General features: G+C 45.5%; 15 protein-coding genes. 9 read left to right on the forward strand and 6 right to left on the reverse strand.

Annotated elements, in window-relative coordinates:
• Positions 1-15: 15 nt before the first annotated feature.
• Positions 16-1,038 carry an SPASM domain-containing protein gene (locus BW972_RS05105; RefSeq protein ID WP_076421336.1) on the forward strand — a complete coding sequence of 341 codons (1,023 nt, stop codon included), beginning with the start codon at positions 16-18 and terminating at the stop codon, positions 1,036-1,038.
• Between the two features lie 39 nt (positions 1,039-1,077).
• Positions 1,078-2,004 (forward strand): mechanosensitive ion channel family protein, encoded by a 927-nt coding sequence (locus BW972_RS05110; protein WP_007659184.1) that lies wholly within the window; start codon positions 1,078-1,080, stop codon positions 2,002-2,004.
• A 56-nt stretch (positions 2,005-2,060) separates the two neighbouring features.
• On the opposite strand, the gene BW972_RS05115 is transcribed toward BW972_RS05110, so the two are convergent.
• The 6 genes from BW972_RS05115 to BW972_RS05140 form a co-directional block, all read right to left on the reverse strand.
• Entirely contained in the window at positions 2,061-2,399 is a 339-nt protein-coding gene (locus BW972_RS05115; RefSeq protein WP_007659185.1) for a hypothetical protein, read from the reverse strand.
• Between the two features lie 216 nt (positions 2,400-2,615).
• On the reverse strand, positions 2,616-2,792 hold the full coding sequence (locus BW972_RS05120; protein ID WP_071530898.1) for a FeoB-associated Cys-rich membrane protein: 177 nt from the start codon (positions 2,790-2,792) through the stop codon (positions 2,616-2,618).
• A 120-nt stretch (positions 2,793-2,912) separates the two neighbouring features.
• Positions 2,913-3,716 (reverse strand): inositol monophosphatase family protein, encoded by an 804-nt coding sequence (locus BW972_RS05125; RefSeq protein WP_076421337.1) that lies wholly within the window; start codon positions 3,714-3,716, stop codon positions 2,913-2,915.
• Positions 3,713-4,951 (reverse strand): Lnb N-terminal periplasmic domain-containing protein, encoded by a 1,239-nt coding sequence (locus tag BW972_RS05130; protein ID WP_007659188.1) that lies wholly within the window; start codon positions 4,949-4,951, stop codon positions 3,713-3,715. Before BW972_RS05130 ends, BW972_RS05125 begins: the two co-directional genes overlap by 4 nt.
• Before the next feature lie 19 nt (positions 4,952-4,970).
• Positions 4,971-5,663, reverse strand: coding sequence for a 16S rRNA (cytidine(1402)-2'-O)-methyltransferase (gene rsmI / locus BW972_RS05135; RefSeq protein ID WP_007659189.1), 693 nt, complete (start codon positions 5,661-5,663; stop codon positions 4,971-4,973).
• 94 nt (positions 5,664-5,757) lie between these two features.
• Positions 5,758-6,003 (reverse strand): 4a-hydroxytetrahydrobiopterin dehydratase, encoded by a 246-nt coding sequence (locus tag BW972_RS05140; protein ID WP_007659191.1) that lies wholly within the window; start codon positions 6,001-6,003, stop codon positions 5,758-5,760.
• Between the two features lie 124 nt (positions 6,004-6,127).
• Between BW972_RS05140 and BW972_RS05145 the strand changes: the two genes are divergently transcribed.
• The 7 genes from BW972_RS05145 to glyA all read left to right on the forward strand — a co-directional run bounded on the left by BW972_RS05145 (position 6,128) and on the right by glyA (position 19,703).
• Entirely contained in the window at positions 6,128-6,988 is an 861-nt protein-coding gene (locus BW972_RS05145) for an SDR family oxidoreductase (RefSeq protein ID WP_076421338.1), read from the forward strand.
• Positions 6,989-7,064: 76 nt separating this feature from the next.
• Positions 7,065-7,376, forward strand: coding sequence for a hypothetical protein (locus BW972_RS05150; protein WP_076421339.1), 312 nt, complete (start codon positions 7,065-7,067; stop codon positions 7,374-7,376).
• Positions 7,377-7,473: 97 nt separating this feature from the next.
• On the forward strand, positions 7,474-7,713 hold the full coding sequence (locus tag BW972_RS05155; RefSeq protein WP_007659207.1) for a hypothetical protein: 240 nt from the start codon (positions 7,474-7,476) through the stop codon (positions 7,711-7,713).
• A gap of 95 nt (positions 7,714-7,808) precedes the next feature.
• Positions 7,809-8,504 carry a metallophosphoesterase family protein gene (locus tag BW972_RS05160; protein ID WP_076421340.1) on the forward strand — a complete coding sequence of 232 codons (696 nt, stop codon included), beginning with the start codon at positions 7,809-7,811 and terminating at the stop codon, positions 8,502-8,504.
• A 408-nt stretch (positions 8,505-8,912) separates the two neighbouring features.
• Positions 8,913-11,438, forward strand: coding sequence for an Ig-like domain-containing protein (locus tag BW972_RS20010; protein WP_234986299.1), 2,526 nt, complete (start codon positions 8,913-8,915; stop codon positions 11,436-11,438).
• Between the two features lie 767 nt (positions 11,439-12,205).
• Positions 12,206-18,214 carry an IPT/TIG domain-containing protein gene (locus tag BW972_RS05170; protein ID WP_083674075.1) on the forward strand — a complete coding sequence of 2,003 codons (6,009 nt, stop codon included), beginning with the start codon at positions 12,206-12,208 and terminating at the stop codon, positions 18,212-18,214.
• A gap of 214 nt (positions 18,215-18,428) precedes the next feature.
• Positions 18,429-19,703: a serine hydroxymethyltransferase gene (glyA, locus tag BW972_RS05175; RefSeq protein WP_076421492.1), complete on the forward strand. Its 1,275-nt coding sequence runs from the start codon at positions 18,429-18,431 to the stop codon at positions 19,701-19,703.
• Positions 19,704-19,725 lie beyond the last annotated feature (22 nt).

Below are 19,725 nucleotides of genomic sequence, written 5' to 3' on the forward strand. Positions count from 1 at the left end.
TTTGCATACCTATACATGAAGCTGCACCTCTCTGATAAGCTCAATTTCCTGTCGAAACTAACGCCACTGCGTGTGCTAAACGCCCTGCAGGTGGCAGGCAGCTACTGGTATGCGAGGACTTCGCGCAAAGCCGTGCACTGGGGTGATCCGCTCAGCATCTCGTTTGAGCCGACCACTTCCTGCAACCTGCGTTGCCCCGAGTGCCCGAGTGGGCTCCGCTCATTCACCAGGCCCACGGGTATGCTGCAGGCCGATCTGTTCAAAGAGACCATCGACCAGTTGCATAAGCGCCTGTTATACCTGATCTTTTACTTTCAGGGAGAGCCCTACCTGCACAAACAGTTTCTGGAGCTTGTTAAATACGCATCTGATAAAGGCATCTATACCGCCACATCTACCAACGCCCATTTCCTAGATAGCGACACAGCCCGCAAAACTGTGGAGTCAGGACTGGACCGCCTGATCGTGTCCATAGACGGCACCACACAGGATACTTATGCCGCCTACCGTGTGGGAGGCAAACTCGATAAGGTGCTGGAAGGAACTAGGCAGGTCGTGAAGTGGAAAAAAGAACTGAAGTCACGCACACCGCATATCATGTTCCAGTTCCTGGTGGTGCGGCCCAATGAGCACCAGATTTCGGAGGTGCAGGCGCTGGCCGACGAACTCGGCGTGGACGAAGTCGTATTTAAGACGGCGCAGATCTACGATTATGGGCAGGGCTCGCCGCTTATACCTACCATCGACTATTACTCCAGGTATAGGAATAACGGTGACGGCAGTTACTCCATCAAAAACAAGTTGCTGAACCAGTGCTGGAAGATGTGGCACTCCTGTGTCATCACCTGGGATGGGTTGGTAGTACCCTGCTGCTTCGATAAGGACGCTGAGTACCGCATGGGAGACGTGAAAGCGCAAAGTTTCCGGCAGGTATGGCGCAGCCCGGGGTATAACCAATTCCGGAGATCGCTGTTACAGTCACGGGAAGAAATAGAAATGTGCCGCAACTGCACCGAGGGCACACGGGTATGGGCCTAAGCTGTACCTGACGATCATGTAGAACATTAAATACCGTATATGAACGACATTAACAAAGCGATTGAGTTACTGCTAAGTAAGCTGGAAGGCTGGGGCGAGCACTTGATTTTGATGCTGCCGAACATTGTTGTGGCAGTTATCCTCCTGATAATCACATTTATAGTTGCTCGCTTTATCCGTAATGGGCTCGATAAGGTGATTGGCCGCATCTCACACAGCGCAGCACTCAACAATCTGATATCTACTATACTATACCTGGCTTTGTTAGCCGTCGGCTTCTTCTTTGTGCTCAGTGTGCTGCAGCTCGACAGGGTGGTTATCTCCTTGCTGGCTGGTGTGGGTATCATTGGTCTGGCCCTGGGTTTTGCCTTTCAGGATATTGCCGCCAACTTCATCTCAGGCATTATCATTGCCGTGCAGAAGCCTTTCGGGGTAGGCGATATGATTGAGACCAATGATTATTTTGGAGTGATTGAGCGGGTGTCCCTGCGCACGCTGGATATCCGAAAGCCTTCAGGTGAGCTGGTGAAGCTGCCTAACAAAATGGTGTTTGAGAACCCGGTAACTAATTATTCAAGTAGCGGCATCCGACGTCTTGACCTGGACGTGGGCGTGTCGTATGGCGAAGATCTGGAAAAGGTGCAGCAAATTGTGATAGAAGCGCTACAGGATGTAAAAAACCGAGTGAAGACCCGCGACGTGGAAGTGATGTACGATGCGTTTAATGACAGTTCGATCGACTTTAAAGCCCGCTTTTGGATATCTTATTCCCGGCAGATAGATTTTGTGTCGGCTAAAAGTGATGCGATCATCAAGATCAAGAAGGCTTTTGATGCGAACGATATCATGATTCCATTCCCGATCAGGACACTCGATTTCGGCATAAAAGGCGGCGAGAAGCTAAACGAGCATTTGGAAGACTTGCAGGCCCAGATGAAGAATGGCCGTAATATGTCAGATAATTAGGTATAGCAAATACTGCAGTTAAAACAGAAAGGGCCGATCAATCGGCCCTTTCTGTTTTATTTGTCTTTTTTATCGAGGTTCTTGCCAAGGTCTTCTACTTGCTTCAGGAAGTTGTCTACCTTCTCGTCGGCATAAGGGCCGTAAGAGTTAGAAATCGTGCCGCGCAGGCCATTGTTGGTTTCTACAGCATACAATATCGACATGTCATCCGGGTCACTTTCACCTTCGAAGCGGTAAAAGTCCACGATGCGTACCTGGTCTGGTCCAAAAGTGTGCTTGTCCTCCATGGTGCAAAGCGTGCCTTCACCCGATACTTTAAAGTCATAGGTATAGCCATCTTTGCGGAGGCGGTTGAGCACATTGACCAGGGATCTTTCTTCTACTTTATCTTGCATAGCGTATAGTTTTAAGGGATGTTCTGTTAAGTATAGAACTATACGCAAAATCAGGCAATGGATACGAAAAAGGGACTGGAATAATTCAGGGGCCGGCTCCGGGAGGTATACATCAGCGTAAAAATAGCCAACTAAACCATAGTAAGGTATGGGGGCTATACCTACGGATGCAGGTGAGGCGTTAAGCCAAAAACCGAGTAGCGGGAATAAGGGAAGCTACACCGCCTTCTTGTCGAGTTCTTTTTGAATTTTGCTGAAGTCGATGGCTGAGCAGCTGCCGCAGCCTTTGGCGCAGCCGGCGTTCTTGTTTGGCATGAAACTTCGGTAAATTACCCAGCCCATGTAGCCTACTGCCACTGCGAATATCAGGAAAATGATGATTTGCTGTACCATATCGTTCTGCTCTATCAACTATACAAAGATACAAAAAGTTTAGGTCCGTTCCTGATTTTAACCCAAAGACGAAAGGAGTTCGCTAAAAGGACTTTTTCTACAGCTCCATCGGCTTAAAAATCAGGGCAGTTGTTCTTTCCAGTGCTCGGCGATGGTGTCGAGCATTTCCTGATGGATGTTGCCGTTGCTGGCCACAATTTCGCGGCCAAAAATATAGTCGCCCCCAGCCGTGAATTTAGAGACATGGCCACCCGCCTCTTGCACGATAATAGCGCCTCCTGCCACATCCCAGGCGTTCAGGTTGTATTCGAAGAATCCTTCAAAACGTCCTGCTGCCACATAAGCCAGGTCCAGCGCGGCAGAGCCAAGCCTGCGTACCCCATGCGACTTGCCCATAAAGGCACCCAGTACCTGCAGGTACTGCTGCGTGAGCCCAAACTCATAGTAGGGGAATCCTGTGGCAATGAGCGAATCTCTTAAGCCTTCTGCTGGCGAAACCTGGATGGGGTTGTCATTTAAGAACGCACCGTTGCCCTTTGTCGCATAAAAGCACTCGTCTTTGTTCACTTCATATACAATGCCTAGCACCACCTCATCGCCATCCAGCAGTGCTACGCTAACAGAGTACAGTGGCAGACCGTGGGTGAAGTTGGTGGTGCCGTCCAGCGGGTCGATAATCCAGTTGAAGCGTTCGCCACGGGTGTTGTCCGTTTCCTCCTCCGTTATAAAACCCGCCTCTGGCAACAGGTTGCGCAATGCCTCTACCAGCTGCTTCTCAGCCTCCTTATCCACGTAGGACACCAGGTTATTGAAGCCCTTGAGCTCTACCCTACCCCTGTCAAAGTTCCCGGCTTCATGCTTGATGAAGGCGCCTACTTTTTTGACGATGATATTGGCATTATGGCAAAGTTGCTGCAAGTTCATATACGCTCTTTGATTTTAGGGTTTGTGTTGCTGATCACTGCCGGTTGTCGGGCAGCCCAAACCGTATACGCGGCTCTTACAAGGAGGGCTAAAGCGATCGGGAAAACTGCGGCATGTAACTGCTGTGGCCACACCAACCACAATAAAAGTGTGATGATAGCCAGCGCAGCCGTCACCAGCATGTACTTCTGTAGCCAGCCCGGCAGTACAGGCCTGGCCAGAAAAGCTGCGGCTACAACATGGGTAGGTAGTGCCCAAAGCAGGTTAAAGTTATTCGCAGCTGCCTGGTGGTCAGTGGCAAACCACAGTAGGAACAGCAGCACACCCAGTAGACCTGTAATCAGGAACAGGAACACATCAAACGTACGGCTGCGCTTGCGGCGCTTGTAATCGAGCACGGTGATGGCCAGTACAAGGCCAAAAAACAGCCACCACACCAATATAGGGTTAAACAGGCTGCCAGCTGAGGCCGGCATCGGAGTATTCTGGAAAATGACCTGCGGCTCTCCTACCAAAGGCACCTGCTGTCCGTTTTGCTGGATCGTGGCGCTGGCAAATCCCTCTGAAAGATAATCGGGCAGGAACATGTACTCGTAAGGCGTGGCTGTGCGATCGATGGGCGCTCCCAAGGCCAGGTCGATGCCAAAGTCGGACCAGGGCTGCGGTGGCAGGTATAGGTCGATCAGGTTGCGGAAGCTCATGTCCTGATCAAGATGCTCCACATTAAAAGCCACCTGGTTCGGGAAAGTAGCTTCTATGCCATCGCGGATACGGGTGGCACAGTTGTCGAAAAAGAAGTCGTAGAGGTAAAAGCGGTTTTCGGGCAGGTAATTGTTTGTCAGAAACTGCCAGTACTGCTGTTTCTGCGCTTCCGTGAAGTTCATCTCCTGCTCATAAATAGAGCGATTGTCCAGGGTATAGCTGTAGGCGAAATCCTGGAAGTAGGCGATGGAGAGCTTGTAGTTGAGCTTGCCGCGGATGAACTTGATGTAGAAGCCCGGCTCGTTGAAATCGAAGGTACCGTAGTTGAATACGATGTCCATACCTGAGGCAGGATCATTGACGCGCACAGCGCTGTGCCCGAAGATGGCATAGAGTTCATCGCCTGGCGAGCAGGTGATCAGGCTGATTCTGGCCTCAGGAGACAAACGGGTGCCCTCAAACTGCGCCTTCGCCTGCACGGCAAAAAGCAGCAACATCAAAATCAGTGAAAGCTTTTTAAGGTATAGCTTCATAAATTTAATCGTATTCAGTTTACTTTGCTCCCGCCCCGGAAACGACCACTACAAACTCACCCTTAATTGCCTTGGTGGTGAAAATCTCAATCAGCTCGTCGAGTGTACCGTTCACAGTTTCTTCAAACATCTTCGAGATTTCACGTGAAACAGAAGCCATGCGTTCGCCGCCGAAGTACTCCTTAAACTGCGTGAGGGTCTTGAGCAGGCGGTGCGGGGACTCATAGAAAATCATGGTCCGCTCCTCCTCTGCCAGGCTGATCAGGCGCGTCTGGCGTCCTTTTTTCAAAGGCAGGAAACCCTCGAAGGTGAAGCGGTCGGTGCTGAAGCCTGATTTAACCAAGGCTGGCACAAAGGCGGTTGCGCCAGGGAGGCACTCTACTTTAAGGTCAGCCTTGAGGCATTCGCGCACGAGCAGGAAGCCAGGGTCAGAAATCCCAGGTGTACCGGCATCCGAGATCAATGCCATTACTTCGCCTGCCTTCATGCGATCCACCAGATGGGCGCTGGCTTTGTGTTCGTTGTGCAAGTGGTGGCTGTGCATGCGCTTCTCTATACCTAAGTGCTGCAATAGTTTGCCGCTGGTGCGCGTGTCTTCGGCCAGTATAACGTCCACTTCCTTCAGTATGCGTATAGCCCGCAGCGTGATATCCTCCAGGTTGCCGATGGGGGTTGGCACCAGGTATAGGTTAGTTTTTTCAGGTTCCTGCATACAGCAAAGGTATTACTTAATTGTCGATTGTTAAGGACTGATTGCAGTGCCGGGGTATAAGCCAGCTCCTGACAGCAACTCTGATGACGCAGCCTCAGACCATCAGCTCGTCGTACAGCTGATCAATGCGCCGGGCCAGTTCCACATCCTTGTCAGTGACGGTATTGCCGGCATCGTGTGTTGTCAGTTCGATCTCCACTTTGTTGTATACATTGCTCCACCATGGGTGATGATTGAGCTCTTCAGCCACATCGGCCACATTGTTCATAAAAGTCATAGCCGCTCTGAAGTCTTTGAACTCAAAGCTGCGGGTGAGTTTATTATCTGTTTCTTTCCACATAATCCAGGGACATATTTTAAGGTATAAACGGCTGACTGCCTTGCAAGATACCGAGCTACGGTAACTAGGCCAAAAATGCAGGCGTATAGGTATGGACTGCAAGCACATTAAAACTATAAAAACTATGGCAAACAAACCAGAAGAAGTACCTGCCCAGAAACAGGAAGAGCAACCGGGCAAAGAACATAAAATGACGCCACAGCCGGAGTACATACGCGAAAACTACAAAGGCAGCGATAAGCTCAAAGGCAAGAAAGCCCTGATTACAGGCGGTGATAGCGGCATAGGTCGTGCCGTGGCTGTGCACTTCGCCCGTGAAGGCGCGGATGTAGCCATCATATACCTGAACGAGGACAAAGACGCCAAAGACACCCTGCAACTTATAGAAAAGGAAGGCCGCAAAGGGGTGATCATTTCAGGTGATATCGGAGACGAAGCCTTCTGCAAAAAAGCTGTCCAGCAGGCTGTAAATGATCTTGGCGGGCTGGACATATTGGTGAACAACGCCGCAGAGCAGCACGAGCAGACAGATCTAAAGGACATATCGAAAGACCAGCTGCAACGTACTTTTAAGACAAACATCTTCTCGATGTTCTACATGACTAAAGCAGCTTTGGAGCACATGAAAGAAGGTAGCGCCATCGTAAACTCTACTTCCGTTACCTCCTACCGCGGTAGCCACCACCTCATGGATTATGCCTCTACCAAGGGGGCCATTACTTCCTTTACCCGCTCCCTGTCCTCTAACCTGGCAGAAAAGAAAATACGGGTGAATGCTGTGGCCCCAGGTCCAATCTGGACACCGCTTATACCTGCCTCATTTGATGAGAAGAAAGTAAAAGAGTTTGGCCAGAATGTGCCGCTTGGGCGTCCCGGGCAGCCATCGGAAGTAGCGCCGGCCTATGTTTTGCTGGCTTCTCAGGACGGATCCTATATAACCGGACAGGTGATCCATGTGAATGGCGGCGAACTGGTTGGAGGCTAATCTAACTAAACCATAGCGGCCGAAATGGAGTAAAAACAGGTATAGCTCTCAAGTGGAGCAAGATAAAGACACAACTATGGAAAATAAAGAAAACGATAAACACGCAGGAGAATCGCAGCACAGCGATGCAGCCAAAAACAGGCCGGTTCGCGTGATAGAGGACGATACGACAGATCAGGAATTTCGTGCGGGGCATATTATACCAGGTGCTGATCCGCCGAAGAACGAACACCAGCGCGGCGGCTTCGGTAACCGTGACGGCAAAGAGGGCTTCGGCAGCGATACTGCCTCCGAAGGTCCGTCAGCCACCGGCGTCAATGACTTCGCCGACGACGGCACGCCACCGCCCGACAACATGCGTACCGAAGACGAAGGGCGCGGTACCTGATCATTATAATTGATTTTTAAAACAGGTATAGCTTCACTCAGGTAAAGACCTAGGTCGCTTGCCTTTTATTTTTAACTTAAATACAAGGAGACACATTATGCCATCATATAAGCATACCCAGCCCGGCGGGGCTGATTCAGGAAACCCAACAGGACGTGGTCAAAGCAAAGGTACTGGTGACAAACCGGTAGATCCGAATAGCACCCGTGCAGAGCGTGAAGACCTGGAAAATAAGTATACCGTGGACGATGCGGATGAAACAGGAGCCAATGTGCGCGTGAACAATCCGAACCGCAATCATCACAAACCAGGCTTAGACAACAACAAGTATAACTAATCAGAAAAACAGCTGAAAAGAATAGCACCTGCTCATGAAACAGGTGCTATTTTTTTAGCTGCTTCAAACCGATTCAGACCAGACGTACTCCCGCCATGGCCCGATACGCGATCAGTGACATACACGGCTGCGCCCGCACCTTCAAAACGCTCGTACTCGAGCAACTGCAACTCAAAAAAACCGATGAGCTATACCTGCTGGGCGACTACGTGAACAAAGGCCCCGACAGCAAAGGCGTGCTGGATTTTATCCTGCACCTCCAAAAACAGCACTACCAGGTGCACTGCCTGCGCGGCAATCATGACCAGATGCTGCTCAAAGCCGCTTCGAAAGGTGAGTCGGCTGTTAGTCTTTCGGCATCTGAAAAACAAATGGTGCTACATAACTTTGGCATGCACGATTTCAGGAAATTCCCCACCTATTACGCCAACTTCATTGATTCCCTCCCCTTCTACCTTGAATTACCCGACTACTTTTTGGTGCATGCCGGCTTCGACTTCCATCAAACCGACCTTTTTAGAGACAAAGAAGCCATGCTTAACATAAGACACTACGAAGTCGACTGGGATCGCCTCGGTAATAAGAGGCTCCTGCACGGCCATACCCCCACTCCCCTACATACGATCAAGAAAAGTGCTGCACATCAGGATGCCCGTATCAACCTCGATGCAGGCTGCGTGTACTACAAAAACGCAGCTTATGGTAACCTTGTGGCATTGGATTTAGATACTAATTTATTAAATATTCAGTGCAATTTAGACAGGCCTTATACGGTTCGCAGAAAGAGCTGACAATTAATTGTTTAAATCATCATATAGTGCTTGTTAGATTGTAAAGTTAAACGGTGGAACAGTTGAAAATTAGTGCAATTTGTAAATTTCTGATAAAAAAAATAACAATAATAGTATGGAAATTAGCTGTCCTATAATTAATATTGCTTTATATTAATAATTAATTAGACTTAGTTATTCTAGGGGCAAAGTAATTCTTCCGAATATTTTAATAGGTAAAAAGTGATCCTTTAAGCAGGTATACCACATATTAGCTTATAGCTAGTCAAAATATACCTATCTCGTTAGATCTCTAATATTAGAGTTCTAAAAAATGCTGTAAAAAGTATAAGTGGAATTACTATGGCCATACTTCGGCTCTAATTAAGCCGCCAACCAACCAGAATCTTCTAATTTTTTGAGTTTTTTATGAAACACATCTACAATCCAACCGCCGCCTTCACCCAGCGGCCAACTGCCAACGCTACGGGAACAGCTGCGGCAAGTAAAGTCTTTATGCTACTGTTACTAAGCTTTTTCCTGCTGGCTAGTGGGGAGAGTGTGGGGCAGAGTATACCTGTTTATAATAATGGCTTCACCGCCAGTGAAAGAGCCGGGATTTCTTTCGATTCAGATGGAAAAGGAATTGGCCCATCTTATAGTAATAATGAATTGGTAATTAATTCCACTGGAACTGGTAGTAGTGCTGGTTATAATGGGTTTATTTTTATAAACACTAATTACCAAACTAAACCCGGTTTTACATACAATATCTCGCTTAAGGCACGTGTAACAGGAAGTGGGAGTAACCGAGATGGTAAATTCTATGTGAATTTAGGTAATTCTGAAAGCCAAATAAGAGAAGGAGCTTTCAAAGCAATACCACAAATAGATATAAGCAATACTGATTTTTTAAGCACTACATCGGCAAACTTGGTTCTAGGAAGTATGTCGAATCTGGTCATTGGAATTTATGTGGATGGAAGTAGAAACGATGCAACAATACGTTTTGATGATTTAGTTATTACTGAAAGGTGTGCCCCTCCTGTGCCACAAGCTTTCTCTGCAAGTAGCTGCACTGGCCCTGCAGATTTAGTGCTGACAGCCACAGGTGCTACTGCAGGTGAAAGATACCGATGGTATAAAGGGAATTCATCCTCTTATGACGAGACTATTGAAGGTTCTTATTCAGTTAGAGTTTCAACAAGCACTATATATTACGTATCAAGATATAATGTTTTAGGGCAATGTGAAGGTCCTCGTGTAGCTATTGAAGCTCTGATTGGAAAGCCAGTGAAGCCAACTGTAACGACCACAGATAACTGCCCAACTGGTGAGGTAGTACTTACTGCAAGAGGTGCTTCTGCTGGTGATACATATGTTTGGATGAGGAATGGTAATATAGTTGCTGAGATTACTGCAACTAGCGCGAATAATTTCACTTCCACACAAACCTTTAAAAGAGCAAATGAATATGGATTAGTAAGTGTATATATAAGAAAACCTTCTGGTAGTTTATGTACTCAAAGCGATTCTTGGGATGTAAATGTTATGCAACAGGGACAAAATATTACTTCACCCAGCGCTTCAGCAATTTCAGCTTGTATTGGAGGATCTGTGGTTTTGACAGCATCAGGCGCAGTTTTAGGTGAAACATATAGATGGTATACGAATCAAGCTGATGTATTTCCACAATGGCAAGGCGATATCTATGAAATAGAGGCACCTACTACTCAAACAACTTATTATGTAAGCAAATATAATATTACTTTAGGGTGTGAAAGTGCTAAAGTTCCAATTTCAGTTACACCTGCACCAATACTGCAACATAGCGCGATAACAGGGAATCAGACGGTTTGCCAAGGAAGGACTGAAATTTATAGCGTGCCTAATGTAGTTGGAGCATCATATACTTGGTCAATAGTTCCCGCTGATGGTTTCGTTAACTCGCCAGCTCCATCTATAGCTAATGCTAATACAAATCAAGTAAGTATTACTTCCCCAAATGAAGCTTATAGAGGTACACTTAGAGTAACTGTATCGAATTCTTGTAACAGCTATACATCGGAACTTACAGTTGAGGCTTCTAATAATAATGTGGCAACGGGAAATCTTGTTGAACCTGTTAATCCAGTAGTAGGTCAGCCTGAGACTTATGGATTTGCATCAAATATTGATGACAATTTGATTGGCACTTTGATTTGGTCATATCGTAGAACAAATTCGCCTGAATGGATTTCAACTTCACCTTCACCAACTACCTCTAGGACATTTACTTTCCAATCTATGCCAGGAGATTTAAATGGTGTTAGAGTAGAAATCCAAGTGTTGAATCCAGAAAACTATTGCGTAACAGGATTGAGTGCGACAAATACATTTTTTGTTGGTAATGAAGCAATTGTACCCCTCCCGGTCGAGCTCATGTTCTTCAAAGCGCAGGCACAAACCAAAGGTGTTAATTTAACTTGGGCCACAGCTTCAGAGCAGGAGAATAAAGGCTTCGAAGTGCAGGTATCGAGAAATGCTAGAGATTTTGAAGCGATAGGATTTGTGGAGAGTAAAGTAGGTACCACTGCTTTACGCCAGGATTACAACTTCCTAGATACAAAAGCGGTGATAGGCACACGTTACTATAGACTGAAGCAGGTTGACTTAGACGGCACCACTTCTTACTCGCCAATCAGAGCAGTTGCTTTGAACACAGGTAATGGCACAGCTTCGGCCTACCCTAATCCATTCGATGATGCAGTAGTTGTGACTCTCAATGGTACAGAAGCTCGTAACGTGCAGGTAATGTTAATGGATGCAATGGGTAAGGTGCTACAGCAGCGTACCGAGGAAACCTCCGGCAACTCCATCACAGTAGATATGCGTAGTGTTACTACTAAAGGGATGTATGTGCTTTATATACTCGACAATGACACAAAGCATACATTTAAACTTATGAAGCGTTAGAGTCAGATAAACTCTCAGAAAACAGAAAAGGGCTGCAGGGAACTGCAGCCCTTTTCTGTTTTTATTTACAGGCAATTTTAAAGACATATATATTGACCTATTCTAGTGTTTTATCATGAGCAATTGAGACTAATTATTTACTTATACTATACTGCATAGCTCTCTATATCAACTATATGTGATCTTTAATATGATGGGGGTCTGTGTTATACTTTAGATTTTTTGTAAAGAGTTCTTTATGAATGTTACCTACTTTAGGTTAAAGCAAGTTTAATTATGTTGCAACCCATGCAAGTTAAATTTCCTGCGCTATTATGCGGTTTTGAATCTGGCAAACGCACAAAATAAAGTAATGTAATTAAATCGGTATATGATATATTTAAACAAATATCTGCTGTCTAAAAACGTAGTTAATTGCACAGCTTTACAATGTTATAAAAAAGACAGATTGTATTCAGGAGAGAAATGAAATAATACCGAAAACCTATATATAATATTTTAATGCAAACATAATATAGTCAATAAATAACCTTTTTTAATGCCATTTGAAAAAAATAAACTTGAAAAGTTTCCAAATAACTTAATCAAGGTACTTTTTAAAAAATAGCCTTGAATGCACTAAAAACGCTATATAAAAGAAGAGAGTTAAAATCAGACAAAAAAACAGGGATTAATATTGCAAAAGTGAAAGATAAATTATCTTATTTTGTGATAATTAACTTAGCATTAAAACTGCACAAAAATTTATTAACTCTTAACTTTTAGCTATGGCACAAATCTACTCCCCCCCTTTAGGCCGGCTTATACGTTCTCTGCTCTTGCAGTGCGTGATTATGCTGGGTCTGGTCTCCACTGTAGTGGCGCAGGCTGCTCTACCAGTTAATCATGATGGCCCTTGGCGAAACTACACAGGTACAGGATGGACCATCAGCGGTTTAAGTGCTGATGGAGCAAACCTGAGTCCAAGTTCGAGTGGAGGATCTGCTCAGTACAGGTCAACCAATGCATCTATTGTGATCGATCTTGAAAATATTGATTCTGAACTGCAGACAAAGTATAGGCTAAGCTATAGTGTAAAAGCCACTGCCACTACAAGTGCTTACACCGCTAACTTCAGAGTAAGCTACCTAAGCCAGAATGAAGGTGAAGAAACTCCATCTTATAAAACTCTTGTAGAAACGACGCCGTCTTACACGAAAGTAGATAGAGTTAGCAACATCCTGCCAGGAAATGCTACGCAAGTTAAGTTTGAGTTGACCGAAATTTCAGGTACTTATGTGCTATTCGATGCACTAGCTATAACACAAGAGCCAGAAATCACTAGCTTCACTCCTACACAAGGTGCACCAGGCCATACAGTAACAATAACTGGTTTACTGTTTAATGATGCTCTTAGAGTAAACATCGGAGGAGTAGATGTGCCGACCGTTACACAAGACGTAAATGGCGAACCAACACAAGTACCAGGGTTTACTGTAAACTCTGATGGTACATCCATTACAACCACAGTTCCTGAAGGAGCTGTTAATGATAGAAAGATCATTGTAGAAACGCCAGCAGGTATAGCCACAAGTACTGACAACTTTATTGTGCTTGGACCTAGGTTTGCGTCAGGTGCTGCAAATCAGTTCACGCCCATAAAAGGCGATATCGGTGAAGAGATTACGCTAAGAGGTATTTACTTCAAAGGCGTTACACGAGTACTATTTAATGGAATAGCTGCTGTGCCAACCGAGATTATACCTGGTAATCCAGACTTGATAAAGGTAAACGTGCCTCTAGGTGCTAGCAAAGGTAAAATAACTATTGTTAGCCCTGGTGGTACAGATGTAAGCATAAATGACTTTGATGTTAATGCGCCAGCCTTTATAGCAAGGGATGTAGATGGTGCTGGTACAATGCGTGAATTCATGCCAATTCTTGGCGGGGCAAATACTGAAATTACGATCTATGGTAAAAACCTGTCTAGCGTAATTGCAGTGAAATTCTTGGGTGCTGAGGGAACAGAAGATGACAAAAATGGTGTGGTAGTTCCTTTTGAAAGTGACACAGAGTTGGTCGTAAAAGCACCTGCTAATGCCGTTACTGGTCCTATAATGCTAATAACAGCGGATAATAAAACGGTAACAAGCGATGATATTTTCACATTTGTGCCTGCGCCAATCATTACACTGCTAGTGCCAACGTACGGTATAGCTGGTGATGTGATTACAATCAGAGGAGAATATTTCGAAAACACTACTGAAGTGAAGTTTGGCGAAATAGCCGTGGATCCTAAAACAGAGCAAAACCTTGGTGGGTTTGAAGTATTGGATGCAGGCACTAAAATTAGCGTAACAGTGCCTGCAGGTGCCATAACAGCAAAAGTGTTTGTAACAACTGAGATGGGAGGTACTGCTGAAAGCAAAGATAACTTTGTAATTGTGCAAGCGCCAGAGTACAGCAGCATGACTCCAGAAGAAGGACCTGTTGGAAGAGTAGTTAACATCAGAGGCAAATATTTCACAGGTGTAAACAAAGTAACATTCTTGGGTACGCCTGCATCTGCTCCTGAAAGCGATGAAGACTCAGGAGAAGCTACTGGATCGGATGAAGATGAAGCACCTTCGGAAGGTGATGAAGAAACTCCTGTCTCAACTGGTGTTGTAGCTTATTTTGAATTTGTTTCTGATACTGAAATCAATGTGACAGTTCCTGTGGGAGCTGAGACAGGCGAGATCAAGATTGAAAACGTTGTCAGCAGTGTAAACACTCCTGAGTTCAAAGTAATCATTGCTCCGGTTATCACATCCTTCACCCCTGAGTCAGGTAAAGTTGGGGATTTGGTAACTATTAGAGGATACAACTTTGATGGAGCTACTATAGTCGCTTTCGGTGATGCTGAAGTGCATCCAGCTATTGTAGGAGAAGGAGAAGATGAAGGGCAAGAAGGCTTTACTGTTAAGTCTGATACTGAAATTGAAGTGCGTGTGCCAGCTGGTGCCGTAACTTCTAAAATCACAGTATCAGTGGATGACAAATCTGATACCTACAAAGATGATTTCGTAGTTATTCATACACCAATCATCGCGACAGAGAATGCTTTCACACCTGAAAGAGAAGTTGCTGGTACAGAAATCACGATCAAAGGAGAAAACTTTACAGGCGTAAACAATATAGTTTTCCTGGGCGAAGCTGATGTAGTGGGTGATGACGAAGAAGTAATCAGTGACAACGTTACTGCACCTACCTTTACTGTAGTATCAGATACTGAAATTAAAGTAACCATACCAAATGGTGCCGTAAGCGGACCTGTAATGGTAACTAATATCGCAGGTTCTGATACCAGCGCCGAACCCTTCGAAGTAATTACAAAACCTGAGATAACTGACTTTGCAGAGAAAAAAGGCAAAGCGGACGATAGCGTTATCATTAGTGGTTATCTGCTGAATGGTGCTACCTCGGTAACTTTTGTAGGAACTACAGGTCAGGTAGAAGCTGCGTTTGAGGCTGCTACAGATGGCAGGACTTTAACAGCCACTGTGCCTAATGGTGCTATTACAGGTGTTATTACTGTAAACTTCCCAGAAGAATTCTCAGTAACGACAGCGAGTGAGTACGAGGTAGTACAGGCGCCGGTAATTGTTTCGTTTACTCCTGAACAAGGTTTGGGTGGTGATGAAGTAACCATCGTCGGTTTGAACTTCGACAATATCACAGAGGTGAAATTTAACGCAGCAGTAGCTAACATTGAGGGGCTAGTAATAACTAATGCACCAGAAGCTACAGAAGAGAATCCTCTGAAGCAGTTCAACATTGTGGTGCCGACTAATGCCACTACAGGCCCAATTAGCATTGCAGCAGCTGGTGGCCCTGGTAAAAGCGAAAATGTTTTCACAGTATTGAAGCCAGAGCAGATTAGCTTCACCCCTGACTCAAGCTATGCGAACGAAGAAGTAACAATTAGGGGCATGTACCTGAGAAACTTAAGCAAAGTGACTTTCAATGGTAATAACAAAGCTATTACAGTAGATCCTAGTGATGTAGTGGAAGATGGGGATACAGGTTTCCAAATTGTTAAAGTAAAGGCTCCGTTTGATGCAAATAAGGGAACCATCACTTTAACAACGCCAGCAGGTGATGGTACTAGTGAAGGAGTGTATAATGTAATTGAACCGGTTATAAGAAGCATCGCAACGATTGACGGTAAAACTGACAACCAAGGTTATGCCGGAAGAACCAAAGTAACATTGACAGGTACAAACTTCACTAAATACTATAATGAAGCTACCCATGGTTATGACGATGCTGCTCCGGTAGTAACTCTGAGCGGTGTAGCAATGGCCCTTGAGAGCTTTAATGATACACAGATTTCTTTCCTGCTACCAACCACTGCAAGCAGCGGCCCAATAGTGGTAAGATCATTGAGTGGTATAAGCCCAGGAGTACAATTCTCAGTAATGGCTCCTGCTAATATTGCAATCAACCCTAATCCAGCCTACACAAATCAGCTAATTACGGTAACTGCTGACAACCTAATTGGTGTGAAGAGCATTACATACAACGGGGAAGAGATAGTAACCGAATCCATAACAGAGGCTGAAACAGCTGGTACTTTTACTTTCATTGCTCCTGTTGCAAAGGGTGCTCTAACGAACGGAGAGGCTGCCCTAATCATTGAAACCAATAGTGGTACAGGACTAGCTAACTTTACTATTCTGAAGCCAATAATTAGTACTATAGTAAAAACCAGAGACTACACAGCTCAAAACCCAGTAAGAACTGTTACAATCAACGGAGCGAACTTTACTAAATATTGGACAGGAAATGCTATAGGTGAGAAATATCCAGTTGTAAGATTCACAGGAGCTGAAAACCCTGCTATAATTAAAGACGGGGCGGAAGATGGTAAATTAGTTGTTGAAATCCCTAATGATGCGAAAACAGGACCAATAATGGTTACATCTGCTAATGGCTCGGCTCAAAGCACAGACTTTACAGTTATCGGGCAGCCAGTGATCACTAGCTTTACTCCTGCAGCTGATGTAGAAGGAGCACTCGTGACGATCAATGGTAGTTTCTTTGACGAGGCAGTAAAAGTGACTTTCAAAGGCGATGCAGCTGACTTAAATGATGATAAGGAAGTTTTAGCGCTAGCTTTTGAGCCAAATGCCTCAAACAGCGAGATCAAAGTAAAAGTACCGGTAGGAGCTAACAATGGCAGAATTACAGTTACCAACCTGAATACAGCCAACCCAACAGGAGAAAGCACTACAGACTTCAGAGTTGTTAAAATGCCTGTTGTAACCGAAGTAACAGCAGACTCTCGTATGTACGGGGCTACTGTAACTATGACAGGTGAAAACCTTGCTGATGTCAACACAACGGATAATGGTAAGGTGCAGGTTTACTTTACAGGCCATAACAATACATGGATTAAAGCGACTGTAGATAGCTATGACTTGTTTGATGCGACTCTTATTACCTTTAAGATACCTGCAAATTCAATTACAGGCCCACTAAGGGTAGTGAACAAAGCAGGCCAGGTAATTACTAGCGATTTTGAAATAACAAGCCCACTAATTGTCGGTTTCGCACATGCAGACGGAAATCCTGTTACGACAGATGCTCCAGCCCGTATTAATGAGGTAATTACAATCAAAGGCTACAGGTTAGGTAATATTGGTACGATCACCTTTAAAGGCGCAGAAGCAACAGGCTACGAAGAAGTTGATGCTAACAACCTTAAAGTAACGGTGCCAAGAAGAGCTACTACTGATATAGTAACAATCCGATCTGAAGTAGAAGGACAAATGGTGGACACAGAAAGCGCTATGGATGTTAACATCATACAGCCTAAGATCACGGTTACTCCTAATGCACTTGTTTTCATGGAGAAGCCGAATGTGCAATCAGCAGCTAAACCTTACACTATCACAGCTGAAGGTTTAATGGTTGGAGAAACATCGATGACAGTTAACATTAGGCCAAAAGGAGCCAATCCTGGAGATGTAACGTTATTCGAGGTTTCTGAAACAAATATGGAAGGCTCTTTTGTAAAAGGTTTTGAAACTTCATTAAATGTTAACTCTGATGGTACTATCGAGCCGAAAACTCTGTGGATACGCTTCATGACTAACGTAAGTGATTATCATTACGCGGAAATGTACCATAGAGCGCCACTTGGTGCGACGGAAGCATTACTGGCGCTGGAAGGTAACTCCGTAACACCACTACCAGTAGAACTCATCGCCTTCAACGCTAGAAAAGAAGGTAACGGCGTTCAACTGACATGGGCAACAGCTTCTGAATTAGACAACGACTACTTCGAAGTACAGATGACAGACGACCTGAAAGGTGAATTTAAGGCGGTAGGCAAAGTGAAGAGCAAAGTAAATACGACTGCGCTTCGTCAGGACTACCAGTTCAACCACAAAGGCAACTTCAACGGAACACGTTACTACAGACTGAAGCAGGTGGACCTGGATGGTACATTTGAATACAGCAAAGTAGTAGCCGTATCTTCTAACGGAGTGAACCTGGCAGTTGGCCCAAGAGTGTATCCGAACCCAATCAACGCTGACTCTAAGCTGGTATACAATGCCGACAGAGCAGGTAAGTTGAATGTGCGTATCGTGAACATGAATGGTTCAGCCGTTCAGAACCTTAGCTACGACATCGAAGAAGGTGAGAACACGATCCTTCTGAACCTGAACTACAACCTGCCAACAGGCATCTATATCCTGATGACAGAGTTTAACGGTAAGACGGAGCAGGTGAAACTGATGAAGCAGTAATCCGAGCATCACCATCATAAAGAAGGCCCGCCAATTTGGCGGGCCTTCTTGCTTTATAAGGAAACTGATCGAAGCATATGGAGCTGCCTAAAGCCTAAATAAATTTAAAGCCTCTAAATCCAGTAACCTGAGCAGCATCGTAGATAAACTTTTGAAACATTGGTTTATTCAGGTGCAAGCTTTAATTTTGAAGGATTATAAAAACAAAGCAGCCATGCAGAAAGACACAGCTATATTTGACCTGATTGCTAAAGAGAAAGCACGCCAGACCCACGGCATCGAACTGATCGCGTCCGAGAACTTCGTTTCGGATCAGGTGATGGAGGCGATGGGCAGTGTGATGACCAACAAGTACGCCGAAGGCCTGCCGGGCAAGCGTTACTATGGTGGTTGCGAAATTGTGGATCAGTCGGAGCAGCTGGCGATCGATCGTGCGAAGGAGCTTTTTGGAGCAACCTGGGTAAACGTGCAACCACACTCAGGAGCGCAGGCCAACTCAGCTGTGATGCTCGCAGTATTGCAGCCAGGTGACAAGATCCTGGGTTTCGACCTGTCTCACGGTGGTCACCTGACACATGGCTCGCCTGTTAACTTCTCTGGTAAACTGTACCAGCCAAGCTTCTATGGCGTGGAGCAGGAGACTGGTCTGATTGATTTTGACAAAGTAGTGGAAACAGCCCGTCGTGAGAAGCCGAAGCTGATCATCTGTGGTGCTTCTGCTTACAGCCGCGACTGGGATTATAAAAAACTGCGTGCCGCCGCTGATGAGGTAGGCGCACTATTACTGGCCGATATCTCCCACCCTTCCGGCTTGATTGCTAAGGGGCTACTGAACAACCCATTTGAGCACTGCCATATCATCACTACGACCACGCACAAAACACTGCGTGGCCCAAGAGGTGGTATGATCATGATGGGCAAAGACTTTGAAAATCCGTTTGGCCTGAAGACTCCTAAAGGAGAAACCCGCATGATGTCATCTTTGCTGGACGGTGCCGTATTCCCGGGAACACAAGGCGGCCCGCTGGAGCACGTGATCGCAGCGAAGGCTGTTGCTTACTACGAGGCCTTGTCAGACGACTATATGGGTTACATCAAGCAAGTGCAGCAGAATGCGCAGGCGATGGCGACTGCTTTTGTAGAGCGTGGCTATAACATCATCTCTGGTGGCACAGACAACCACATGATGCTGATCGACCTGCGTTCGAAAGGTATAACTGGCAAGCTGGCAGAAAACACGCTTGTAAAGGCTGACATCACCATCAACAAGAACATGGTGCCATTCGACGATAAGTCACCTTTTGTGACCTCCGGTATGCGCGTAGGTACAGCCGCTATAACAACACGTGGTCTTAAAGAAGCCGATATGGCTCGCATCGTCGAGTTTATGGACGATGTGCTTACCAATAACGATAACGAAAGCAAAATTGAGGCTGTGCGCAAAGAAGTGAACAGCTGGATGAAAGACTATCCACTTTTTGCTTACTAATTCTATCCTAAAAATTTATTTA

This window comes from Pontibacter lucknowensis (assembly GCF_900156415.1).
Lineage (GTDB): Bacteria > Bacteroidota > Bacteroidia > Cytophagales > Hymenobacteraceae > Pontibacter > Pontibacter lucknowensis.